This is a genomic window from Devosia sp., from assembly GCF_028290625.1.
Lineage (GTDB): Bacteria > Pseudomonadota > Alphaproteobacteria > Rhizobiales > Devosiaceae > Devosia.
On record NZ_JAQGJM010000040.1, the window covers coordinates 1 to 11,189 of the forward strand.

Genomic DNA, 11,189 nt, shown 5'->3' on the forward strand with positions numbered 1-11,189 from the left:
GAGCGGCGATGTAGCGGGCGACAGCCCCGATGCGGTCGTCGCGCGGTTGGAGAACGCAATGACGGCAGGAGATTTTGCCGCCGCCGAGCCGCTCTTTGCCAAGCTTCCCGAGCCGATGCGGCAGGCCGCTGGTACAATTCCCCAGGACGTCGCGGAGCTTGCCGCCGCCGACGCCTTTATCGCCGACCTTCGAACCAACGCGCTCTCCAGCACCGGGGTGACCCAGTGATTCGTCTTGCTACCTGGATCGTCGGCGCGCTGCTCATCGCCGGTGCCATTGCCTGGATCATCAGCCTGCCCGGCATCGTGACGCTCGATGTGGCGGGCCTGCGGATGCAGCCGCGCCTCGGCACGGCGATCTTCATGCTGCTCGCCGCTCTCGCCATCGGCATTTTCATCTGGGCCATCGTCCGGCGGCTGATTTCGGCGCCGAAATTCTTCGCCCGCCGCATGCGCCAGAAACGCAAGGAACAGGGCGTCGAAGCCTTGTCGGACGGCTTTATCGCGCTGCAGGCGGGTGACGCCAATCTGGCCCGGCAACTGGCCCGCGATGCGCGCTCGAAACTGCCCGGCAATGCCGCCGCGCAATTGCTCGAAGCCCGCGCCGATCTGGCGCTCGGCGACATGCCCGCCGCCCGCGAACATTACCGGGCGCTGATTTCCAACCAGAAGACGGCGCTGGCGGCGCTTTCGGGCCTTTATGACCAAGCCCGGGCTCAGGGACGGGCGGACGCCGCGCTGACCTTTGCCAGAAAAGCCAGCCTCCTCTCGCCCAATGCCGGTTGGGCCAGCGCCGCTGTCTTTGACGACCTGACGAGAAAGGCCGCCTGGACCGAGGCTCTGGCCCTGGTCAGCAACGAACCGGCGGCAACCCGCGAGCAAAAAGCCGCCAAGCGCCGCAAGCAGGCCGTCATCGAAACGGCGCAGGCCCAGGCGCTCGAAACCAGCGATCCGCTGGCCGCGCTTAACCACGCGCTGGCAGCGCTCAAGCTGCTGCCCGATTTCGTGCCGGCAACCCTGATAGCGGCACGCATTCACGCCCATCGCGGCGAAGGACGCAAGGCGATGAGCCTGTTGCGCCGCGTCTGGCGCGCCACCGGCCACCCCGACGTCGCCACGCTTTACGCCAATGCCGTGCCCGGCGCCTCCGCCGTCGACAGGCTGAAGCGCATGCGCGAACTGGTGGAAAGCCCGCCGCCCACCCGCAGCGCCGCCATCGTCCTGGCGCGCGCTGCGATCGATGCCTATGAATGGAGCGCGGCGCGCAATGCGCTCGCCAATTTCGCGGGCGCGGCGCCGACCCAGACGGTATGCCTGCTGATGGCCGAAATCGAAGAGGGCCAGAATGCCGACCAGGGCAAGGCGCGCGAATGGCTGGCCCGCGCCGTCCGCGCACCGCGCGACCCGGTCTGGACCACCGACGGCGTCACTGCCGACGAGTGGGAGCCGATATCCCCGATCACCGGCAAGCTCGACGCCTTCGAATGGAAAGTGCCCACCAGCGCCGTGGCGGTCAAACCTGCCCCCGTCTCCGCCGAGCCCCCGCATCGTCCGATCGAAACCGCCACCCCGCTCGCCCTGCCGCGCCAGAACAATGAAGCATAAACCCCCGATTATGCCTCTTGCACGCCGGCGCGCCCATCAGTAAAAGACAGCCATCGCCATGGCAGATTTCTGCCGGCCCGGTATGCCGCATTAGCTCAGTTGGTAGAGCACATCATTCGTAATGATGGGGTCAGGTGTTCGAGTCACCTAAGCGGCACCACTTCTTCCGGTTGGGCGATTGTTTCCACACTTTCGATAGTGACCGCCGATGAGCGACGCCGAGCCCAAACCCACCAAGCTGATTGTCCTGCTGGCCTTCGACCGCTCGGAGGATGGCGAATTGCTGCCGGCCTTCGAGCCGCGCGAGATGCGTGACGAGGGCACGGCGATCCGGACGGCCAAGGAGATGGCGCGGCGCCATGTGGGGGTCATCGCCTGGTCGCGCTCGGCCGACCTGCTGCTGGGCGAGTTCGGGCCGCCGGTCGTGCTCTATCAAGACGGTGATGTGCCCGATCTAGACTAGGCAAGGCTCGGCATCCCTATTTCGTCAAGGACGGACAAAGTCCCCCGTGATAGCGTATCCCGGATTAGAGTGGACTGGTCCGTTTGCCGCCTGGCAAACGCAGGTGCACGGGATGAAGGTCATGGCGAGGCGTCGCGCTCGATCTTTGTTGCAGCGATAGGCCGGGACCGACGTGAGCACTGACTTCCAGCACGATATCGACGCCGTCAAAGGCATTGAAGCCGTTCCGACCATTCTGGAAGTTGTATGCCGCACCACCGGCATGGGTTTTGCGGCAGTGGCGCGCGTCACCGAGGACCGCTGGATCGCCTGCCAGGTGCTCGACACGATCGAGTTCGGGTTGAAACCGGGCGGCGAATTGCAGGTCCAGACAACGATCTGTCACGAAATCCGCCAGACCGGCAACGCGGTGGTCATCGACCACGTCGCCGAGGACCCGGCGTTCCGCAACCACCACACGCCCCAGCAATATGGCTTCCAGAGCTATATTTCGATGCCCATCACGCTACCGGGCGGACGGTTTTTCGGCACGCTCTGCGCCATCGATCCGCGCCCGGCGCGACTACACACGCCTGAGGTGATCGGCATGTTCAAGCTGTTCGCCGAGCTGATCGGCTATCATCTGGAAGCAGCGGAAAAGCTCAGTTCCAGCGAAGCGCACCTGTTGACCGAGCGGCAGACCTCCGAATTGCGCGAGCAGTTCATCGCCGTGCTGGGGCATGACCTGCGCAATCCGCTGGCCTCGATCCAGGCCGGCACCAATCTGCTGCTGAAGCGCCCGCTCGACGACAAGGCTGTAACTATCGTCCGGTTGATGCAGGGCAGCGTGTCGCGCATGGGCGAGTTGATCGAGAATGTGCTGGATTTTGCGCGCGGCCGCCTGGGCAATGGCCTGGCGCTGCGCGACGAGTCCGCCGAGATCGAACCCTTGCTCAGCCAGGTGATCGCCGAACTGCGAGCCAGTTGGCCCGAACGCACAATCGAAACCGAGTTTGCCCTGGACCGGCCGGTGGTATGCGACCGGGTGCGGCTCGCCCAATTGTTCTCCAACCTCCTGGGCAATGCGCTGACCCATGGCGCTCCCGACCAGACGGTGCGCGTCGGCGCCGGCACGCGCAATGGGGCGTTCGAGCTTTGGGTTGCCAATGCGGGTGAGCCGATCGATCCGGAAACGCTGGGGCGGCTGTTCCAGCCCTTCTATCGCGGGCATGTCAAAGCCAGCCAGCAGGGGTTGGGATTGGGGCTTTACATCGCCTCGCAGATTGCCGCCGCGCATGGCGGCAGGCTCGACGTCACCTCGTCGCCGGCCGAAACGCGCTTCACTTTCACTATGCCTTTGGTCTAGGCCGCGCCGGTCTCGATCAGCCGCAGGCGATGGGCCATGCGGGCGGTGGGGGCGATGGCCTGGACCGGCTTGCCGAGGCCGTCGAACAGTTTGGCGCGCTCCTCGGGCGTCGACATGAAGAACGGGAAGCGATCGGCGACACGGTCGCGGATCACCGGCACGTCGGCGGCATAAAGGCAGACCGGGAATTTCAGCTCGCCCCAATTGCGCTCATCCCCCAATTGCTGGGAGCCGAAGACGCGGCGGTAAAACGCGGAATGCTCCGAGCGGACCGAGGAGATGCAATAGCGCGCGGCGAAGTGCTCGCAGGCCATGGCGACGATGCGCAGCGTCAGATAGGGCAGCGCCGGAATGGCCAGCGAGGCATCGTGGTCGGCGGTGAACCGGCTGGGGTCGATATAGCTGTCGCCCCGTGCCAGTACCGGCTCGAGGATTTCCGGCCAGATGGTGCGGCTGGGCGAGGTCGAATTGTCCGGCGTCACCACGTGGAAGCGGATCGAGCTGACCAGGGCATCATCGATATAGACGCCGAAACTGTAGCAATTGGCCGCGTCGTCATAGTCGTCCCGGGTCATCTCCTGGGAGTTGACGGGTACGAAGTCTTCGCGCCGATAGGCGGCGTAGCGCAAGGCATAGACCGGGTCGAATTGTTCGTCGACGGAGACCCGCCGGTATTGTACGCGATCGAGCAAATCAATCAGTGTAACGGCAAAACGCGACGCTGCGCTGCCGGATGAATCGGTTGCCGCACTCATGACCAATCCCCAAACTACGAGGATCACGTTAATCTTTTGTTAGGCATAGCAAAATTGAGAAATAACGCCCGCGCAGGCACGAAAGCCGAGATGGCTCCGATTTTCGTTGTCCGTACAAATGCTTAACGAGGGTTAACCATGCTTGCGAATTGGTGCGGCCAGAGCGGTTGTGGCATTCAACCGGCTGATCAATTCGGCAATATCGCGTGGCGGCAGCGGCCGGCTGAAGAAATAACCCTGTACCTGTTCGATGCGGGTCTTGGCCAGCATGGCGTTGAGCTGCTCTTCGGTTTCCACTCCTTCGGCGGTCACTGTCAGGCCCAGATCGCGGCCCAGCCGGGCCACATTGGCTAACAGCTTTAGCGCGCGCTGGTCGGTGGCGATGTCGGCGACGAAGCTGCGGTCGATCTTGAGCTTGGTGAAGGGCAGCACGCTGAGATAGCTCAGCGATGAATAGCCGGTGCCGAAATCGTCCAGCGCAATGGAAATCCCCTGCGCCGCCAGGGCATTGAGCACCTTGAGGGCGATATCGCGCTCCTCGATGAGCACAGTCTCGGTGACTTCAACTTCCAGCCGCGCGGCAGCCAGGCCGGACTGTTCCAGGGCCTGGGCCACCATGGTGCCGATATCACCGCCGCGGAAATCGCGTGCCGAAATATTGACCGCCACGCCGATATCGCCCGGCCAGCTCTGGCATTGCAGCGTCGCCTCCTGCAGCACCCAGGCGGTGATTTCGGAGATCAGGCCCATTTCCTCGGCCAGGGGGATGAAGGTGGAGGGCGGAATGTTGCCCAGCTCGGGATGATCCCAGCGCGCCAGCGCTTCGCAGGCCACCACCTTGCGCGAGGCGATATCGAGTTGCGGCTGGAAGGCCAGCGTCAGGGCCCCATCGCGCACGGCGTTGCGCAGGTCGGTCTTCAGGCGCTGGCGGTAATGATAGTCGATATCCATCTGGGCATGGAAAATCTGGCTGCGGCCCTTGCCGTCGCCCTTGGCCATATAGAGCGCCAGGTCGGCCTTGGTCATCAGGGCATCGAGGTCGTCGTCGAGCGAGGTGCTGGTGACCAGCCCGACGCTGATATTGGTCGATAGCGCCATGCCGTCGATGGCGAAGGGCGTGGCGAAGGCGGCGATAATGGCCGCGACCTCGGCATCGGCTTTGGCGGTGTCGCCGATGGTGCCGCGATAGACGATGAACTCGTCGCCGCCCAGCCGCGCCAGCACAGCCTCGGGACCCACCGAACCGCGCAGGCGCTGCGCCACCTCGGTCAGCAGCCGGTCGCCGACGATATGGCCCAGCGTGTCGTTGACGTGCTTGAAATCGTCGATATCCAGGATCATCAGCGCCACGGCGCGGGCCGGCTCGCCATTGCGCTCGCGGGCGGCCAGGTCTTCGGTGGCCATCTCGCTGAAATAGGCGCGGTTGGGCAGGCTGGTCAGGGCATCGTGACGCGCCATGAAGCTGATGCGCTCCTCGGCGGCGACACGCTCGCTGATATCCTCGAACAGCAGCACGCTGCGCTCCTGGCGCGAGCTGACGGTGACTTCGTAATAGCGCCCATGCGGCAGGCAGAGCAGCACCTTGCCAGAGGCGCGCTTGCCCACGATGTCGAGCAGCCGGTCGACGGCGGTGCGCGGCAGGCGTCCGTTTTCGCCCAGTTTTTCAAGCACGCTCTGGAACGACTGACCGACGAGTTTGGTCATATCGATCAGCGAAAAAGTGCGCACCGCGTGCTCGTTGGCCACGGTGACGACGCCGCTTTCGTCGAGCATGCACAGGCCATGCTGCATGGTGGACATGGCCATATCCAGCTCTGCGGCGAGGCGCGAGGCCTCGACCCGGCCATGCACGGCACTGAGCAGGATGGTGCGAATATCGCCGGCCAGCCGGCGGAAGCTGGACAGCATGACCACCAGCAAGACCGCCAGGATCGCGTGATAGGCGTCGCCGTGCAGGACCAGGCCGATCGCCAGCGGCACGATGACTAGCAATAACTGGGTGGCGACCAGGCGATCGAGGCCGAAATTGCGGGCGATGAGGCCCACCATGACGGCAATGGAGAGCGAGGCGCTGACCAGTTCGGCATAGGGATCGCTGGTCCAGGCCATGGTGACCAGGCACCACACGCCATAGGTGAGGGCGACCAGAGAGCCGCCGATCATGGCGCGCAATTCCCAGCGCTCGGCCGCATCGGCATCGTCGCTGTCGATGGCGGCGCGCCAGAAGGCCCGCATGTTGAAGTAACGCGCGGCGCCGAAGATCAGGAAGGCACAGGTGACCAGCGCCAGCGGCAGCGATTGGGCCTTGTAGGCCGTCAGGCCTGAAGCGGATGCGGAAGCGAAGGCGCCAGCCAGCAACGCCCGTCTATCACCATAGACGGAGCGGACTATCGACACATAGTCGAGGGTGGGCATCGATTTGCGGGCCGAATTGAGCACGCGCGCTTCCTTATTGTGACCTCCCATGAGCCATGCACGGCGTTAAGATGGTCTTGCCACAATGGCGCAGCCGTCCAAGAAGGTGCGGGTTAGTCGCGCGGAAGGTGAATGCCACTTTAATGAAAACTGTCGAGTTCATCGGGCGAAACGCCTGCGCAGATGCAAAGCGGCACGGGTTTGCGCCCGTGCCGGAAAGTGACAGATGGTTAACGCTTAGTTGACGGCGCCGCGCCGTTCGACCAGCTCGAAACTGTCGGCCTTGGTGCTGTCGACCTTGAGGGCCAGTTGCTGGCGGTCAAGTTCGGCCAGCCATGCGGTCCACGAGACCGGGGCCATGCCGTCGTCCTGGCTGGCCGGATCGGGTTTGGCGGCCTGAGCGCGCTGGAAACTCAGGCGCAGTTGCGCGCGCACTTCGCCGAAGCTGTTGCGGACGCGGGCGATAGCTGGGATGCCCCGTCGGTCCGTGACCCAGTTCTGGATATCGCGGTGGCGTGTCAGGGTATGTACGTCTGTCATTATGGCCTCCTCTCCATAGACACATTGGAACAAAATGCCCGCACCCCTCCTCAGGTTCCGGTCTTTGGCTGATTTTCCAGCACGGTGACCAGGCGGTATTTCGTCAGTTCCTCAGGCGTAAAGTAGTAGAGCCGATCCGGCGGCGTTTCGAGGGCATGTACCCAAACGGACGGATCAACACCCACTATAGCAAGAAAACGGGTGATTCGGGCAGTTGTGGTTTGTGCATCCGCCATGGCGGCGCCGGCGACCCGCAAGGCGGCCTGCGGATCGCCCGAAAGCTGGGCGGCATAGATCTGGTGCACCCCGATGGCCGATTGCGGCGTGGCGAGGCGAGCCTTGCCGGCGGCGAACACCAATGGGCAGGACGAGGCGCAGAACGCCCCCGCCGCCACCGAGGTGGCAAAGCCCTTATCGTGGATCAGGCTGGCCATGGTCAGGGCGTCCTCCACCGAGCCGCCGGGGGAATCGAGCGCGATGGTTTTGACATATTCGCCGCGCGCCGCGATCTCGCTGGCGAAGCGATCCGCCGAGCCGATATCGATGGTACCGGTCAGGGCGAGCACGCCGCCGGGTTCCAGCGCGATAACCAGAGGATCGTCGAGCACGTCGGGGCTGGTGGTGATGGTGGGCATCGGGCCCTGGGCCGGGCTGGCTGGATCGGCAGCCGGCGGCAGGATGGGCTGCATGGGCATGGCCAGAGCCGCCCCTTCGCCTTCGCTCAACTCGCGGTAATCGACATAGAGCACCGACAGCGTGCCAATCAGCAGGCCGAAAAACGCCACCCGCATGATCGCGCCATCCTCGAAGCCGGCAAGGAAGGCGATCAGGCGTCGGTAGAACGGGCCGTCATCAGTCGCGGCGCGCTCATTGGCGGCGGTTTTCATGGCCGGACCGGGCCCTCATTGCGCTTGCGCTGGGCGGTATCGATCGGGGTGACAGTCGCGTCGTCGGGGGGCGCATGCGCGGCCGGTGCCAGCGGCTCGTCGGGCAGCGGTTCTGCCTCCGGGGTGGCGGGCTGGGGGATTGGCTGATCGGAGAGAACACCGGTCTCCTGCATGCGCCGATACAGCGCCATGGCACGCAGCATCTCGGCGGCGGTGATGTTTTCGGCCTCTTCCAGGCTGTCGGCATCGCGGCGCAGGGCGTCGTTGACGATCATCAGCACCAGGACCAGCACGACTGGCAGCATGTCGATGGAGATGGCGCCAGCCCAGGAGGGGATGAAGTCGCTCCAATAGCGGATCACCGCCTCGGCGCTGGACAGGGGCACGAAGCGGCGTTGCTCGATCAGGGGCGTGGCGAGGATTTCGTCGGCGGCGGCGGTCAGCGCGGCCGATTGGGCGGCGACCGACGTGCGTACGGTTTCCATCACCCGATCCTGCCGGCTCGCGAGGTCGGCGGAGGCGCCATCGGCCACCGGGGCGATAAAGCCGGCGCTGAGATCGGCCGAGGCCCGCTTGACCGACGCGGCGACCCCGGTCTGCTGCAGCGCCGCGATGACGGCGGTGAGCTGGACGGCCTCGGCCTGGAACTGGTCGCTTCTAGGCTCGATGGCGCCGGGCGTGGAGACCAGTTCGCGCATGGTGGCGAGGCGGGCCGAGCCTTGATCGAACAGGCCCGACACTTCTTCGCGACTGCCCGTGATGGTGGCGGCGAGCTGGGTCATTTGCGAGCCCATCTGGCTCAGCAATTGCACCACGCTCCCGGAGCCGGTGGTGCCGGTCAGCGCGCCCGATTCACGCTCGGAGGCGGCGAGGGTATCGAAGCGCTCGGCAGCGCGCTGCACGTCGGGCAGGAGGCTCTGCGCGGCCAGTGCATTGGCATGGGCGCTGTCGAGGTCCTGCGCATAGCCCTGCAGGGTGACGGCCATGTGCTGTTCGAGCGCGGCGGAGCCGGCCAGGGCCGCGGCATTGAGCCAGGAGCTCATGGCCATGATCATGATGCAGCCGATGGCCATGGTGACGAAGAGGCCGATGCGCTGCACCCCCGAGGTCACCAGCGGGACGAACCGCAGCATGAAGCTCCAGAAGGCGTAGATGGCGACCGAGACAGCCGCCGAATAGATGATGGCGGCGAAGAACACGAAGGTGGCCGAGCCATCGAGGATGCCGCGCACGCCCAGATAGGTATAGACGCCCGACGCCAGGGCCAGCACCGCCAGGGCAAAGCGCGTCATCGTCTCGACGCCCTTGAGGGTTTCGTTGAGGCGATAGGCGTTGTTCTTGAGTTGCATCGGCGACAGGCCCCTCGCCCGGAGCGGGCTTAAGCAGAGATTAGCACGACGATCCGGGCAAGAAATGGGCAAGTGGACACGCCGCGCGGATGGACCGGGCGGTGCCATTCGAGCGTAGCTCTCATGGCCTTCTCTCCTCAAATCGATCCACTGGATCGATTTGCCCGCTATTGCGGGACGGTTCGAGGACTGCGGCATGCGGCGAGACGTGCCTCATGGGTTTTGTAGATAAGCGAGACAGCGTCTCGCCGCATGCGATGGGGTTTCTGGCCGCTCGAACGTGGCCTCCCTTGGGATGCGAACGTCGGGCTGGCCCAGGGATCGCGCGACCGCATTCCCCTCCCACCAAACTCCCCACGGCCGTTCGTCGCGAACCCGCAGCCATTGTGGGGATATCGGGGGAGATTATGGGGGAGGTTTTGAGGATGGGGAGAAGGGGCATAAAGGCAGCCCATTATCGGTGTCACCCAGGCGAAGCGGATCTGAGACGACGTCTCCCACCCACCGGTCTTCCCGCGGGCTTGACCCGCGGGTCATTGTGGTCGGCCACTGAGGGCGGTGGGGTGGCGAGAGGCCCGCGGGTCAAGCCCGCGGGAAGGGGCGAATGGGGTGAGATTGGGGCTAAACCGCCCCACCTAACCTCCCCCTCGAGGGGAGGAATTCGCTCAGCTTCGTTGGTGAGATCCAGCCACAAGCACGATACGGCTCCTCCCCCTGGCAGGGGGAGGTTGGGTGGGGGTGGGCGGAGCCACGATGGTGGCGCGTGCAGACAGAAAGATGGGCTACCGGGACAAGCCCGGTGATGACGGGGGGTGCGGTTACCTAGGCCTTCAACTTCGCCAAAATCGCGGCGCCCATTTCTTCGGTGCCAACCCGCTTGCGGTTGTCCTGGGCGATGTCGCCGGTGCGCAGGCCGTCGTCCAGCACGGCGGCAATCGCGCCTTCGATCTTGTCGGCGAGCTCGATCATGTTGAACGAATAGCGCAGCGCCATCGCAAATGACGCGATCATGGCGATGGGATTGGCGATGCCCTGGCCGGCGATGTCGGGGGCCGAACCATGCACGGGCTCGTAGAACGCCTTGCGCTTGCCGGTGACCGGATCGGGCGCGCCCAGCGAGGCCGAGGGCAGCATGCCGAGCGAGCCGGTCAGCATGGCGGCGACATCGGAGAGGATATCGCCGAACAGGTTGTCGGTGACCATGACGTCGAACTGCTTGGGATTGCGCACCAGCTGCATGCCGCCGGCATCCGCCAGCATGTGCTCGAGCTGCACGTCCTTGAACTCGCGCGCATGGATCGCAGTGATGACCTCGTTCCAGAGCACGCCCGATTTCATGACGTTGCGCTTTTCCATTGAGGTGACTTTGTTGCGGCGCTTGCGCGCCAGCTCGAACGCCACGCGGCCGATGCGCTCGATCTCGTAGGTATCGTAGACCTGCGTATCGATGGCACGCTTCTGGCCATTGCCGAGATCGGTGATCGTCTTGGGCTCGCCGAAATACACGCCGCCGGTCAGCTCGCGCAGGATCATGATGTCGAGGCCTTCGACCAGCTCGCGCTTGAGCGAGGAGGCGTCGGCCAGCGCCGGATAGGTCACCGCCGGGCGGAGGTTGGCGTAAAGCTGGAGATCCTTGCGTAGCCGCAACAGGCCGGCTTCCGGCCGGTGCTCGTAGGGCACCTTGTCCCACTTCGGCCCGCCGACCGAGCCGAAGATCACGGCGTCGGCGGCCATGGCCTTTTCCATGGTGGCGTCGGTGATGGCGACCTGGCTCGCGTCGTAAGCAGCGCCGCCGACAAGGCCTTCCTCGGTAACGAACCTGTCCGGACC

9 protein-coding genes, 1 tRNA gene and 1 pseudogene are annotated in these 11,189 nt (G+C 64.8%); 5 read left to right on the plus strand and 6 right to left on the minus strand.

From position 1 onward, the window contains the following. The 5 genes and pseudogenes from JWR51_RS22540 to JWR51_RS22560 all read left to right on the plus strand — a co-directional run. Positions 1-229, plus strand: a pseudogene (locus JWR51_RS22540) (hypothetical protein); the annotation flags it as partial. Then, positions 226-1,605 carry a heme biosynthesis HemY N-terminal domain-containing protein gene (locus tag JWR51_RS22545; protein ID WP_299753133.1) on the plus strand — a complete coding sequence of 460 codons (1,380 nt, stop codon included), beginning with the start codon at positions 226-228 and terminating at the stop codon, positions 1,603-1,605. The pseudogene JWR51_RS22540 and the gene JWR51_RS22545, both read left to right, overlap by 4 nt. 84 nt (positions 1,606-1,689) lie before the next feature. Beyond that, a tRNA-Thr gene (locus tag JWR51_RS22550) sits at positions 1,690-1,765 on the plus strand. A gap of 48 nt (positions 1,766-1,813) precedes the next feature. Next, positions 1,814-2,068 (plus strand): hypothetical protein, encoded by a 255-nt coding sequence (locus JWR51_RS22555; RefSeq protein ID WP_299753135.1) that lies wholly within the window; start codon positions 1,814-1,816, stop codon positions 2,066-2,068. 172 nt (positions 2,069-2,240) lie between these two features. Continuing rightward, a complete protein-coding gene (locus tag JWR51_RS22560) occupies positions 2,241-3,413 on the plus strand; it encodes a GAF domain-containing sensor histidine kinase (RefSeq protein WP_299753137.1) in 1,173 nt (390 codons plus the stop codon). Here JWR51_RS22560 and JWR51_RS22565 read toward each other — a convergent pair. The 6 genes from JWR51_RS22565 to leuB all read right to left on the minus strand — a co-directional run. After that, complete coding sequence (locus JWR51_RS22565; protein WP_299753139.1) at positions 3,410-4,168, minus strand: acyl-homoserine-lactone synthase; 759 nt, start codon at positions 4,166-4,168, stop codon at positions 3,410-3,412. The genes JWR51_RS22560 and JWR51_RS22565 overlap by 4 nt on opposite strands. A 132-nt stretch (positions 4,169-4,300) precedes the next feature. After that, positions 4,301-6,607: an EAL domain-containing protein gene (locus JWR51_RS22570; protein ID WP_299753141.1), complete on the minus strand. Its 2,307-nt coding sequence runs from the start codon at positions 6,605-6,607 to the stop codon at positions 4,301-4,303. Positions 6,608-6,820: 213 nt separating this feature from the next. Beyond that, the gene (locus JWR51_RS22575) at positions 6,821-7,123 is read right to left on the minus strand and encodes a hypothetical protein (RefSeq protein ID WP_299753143.1); all 303 of its coding nucleotides are present in this window, start codon (positions 7,121-7,123) and stop codon (positions 6,821-6,823) included. A gap of 50 nt (positions 7,124-7,173) precedes the next feature. After that, a complete protein-coding gene (locus JWR51_RS22580; RefSeq protein ID WP_299753145.1) occupies positions 7,174-8,010 on the minus strand; it encodes a hypothetical protein in 837 nt (278 codons plus the stop codon). Continuing rightward, complete coding sequence (locus JWR51_RS22585; protein ID WP_299753147.1) at positions 8,007-9,359, minus strand: hypothetical protein; 1,353 nt, start codon at positions 9,357-9,359, stop codon at positions 8,007-8,009. Before JWR51_RS22585 ends, JWR51_RS22580 begins: the two co-directional genes overlap by 4 nt. 822 nt (positions 9,360-10,181) lie before the next feature. After that, on the minus strand, positions 10,182-11,189 hold a 1,008-nt coding region (gene leuB / locus JWR51_RS22590; RefSeq protein ID WP_299753149.1), incomplete at its 5' end, for a 3-isopropylmalate dehydrogenase.

What these genes read in the sequence shown, in the direction of transcription:
- JWR51_RS22555 (WP_299753135.1), top strand. Translation starts at nt 1,814, where the DNA reads ATGAGCGACGCCGAGCCCAAACCCACCAAGCTGATTGTCCTGCTGGCC.
- JWR51_RS22565 (WP_299753139.1), bottom strand. Translation starts at nt 4,168, where the DNA reads ATGAGTGCGGCAACCGATTCATCCGGCAGCGCAGCGTCGCGTTTTGCC.
- JWR51_RS22575 (WP_299753143.1), bottom strand. Translation starts at nt 7,123, where the DNA reads ATGACAGACGTACATACCCTGACACGCCACCGCGATATCCAGAACTGG.
- JWR51_RS22580 (WP_299753145.1), bottom strand. Translation starts at nt 8,010, where the DNA reads ATGAAAACCGCCGCCAATGAGCGCGCCGCGACTGATGACGGCCCGTTC.
- JWR51_RS22585 (WP_299753147.1), bottom strand. Translation starts at nt 9,359, where the DNA reads ATGCAACTCAAGAACAACGCCTATCGCCTCAACGAAACCCTCAAGGGC.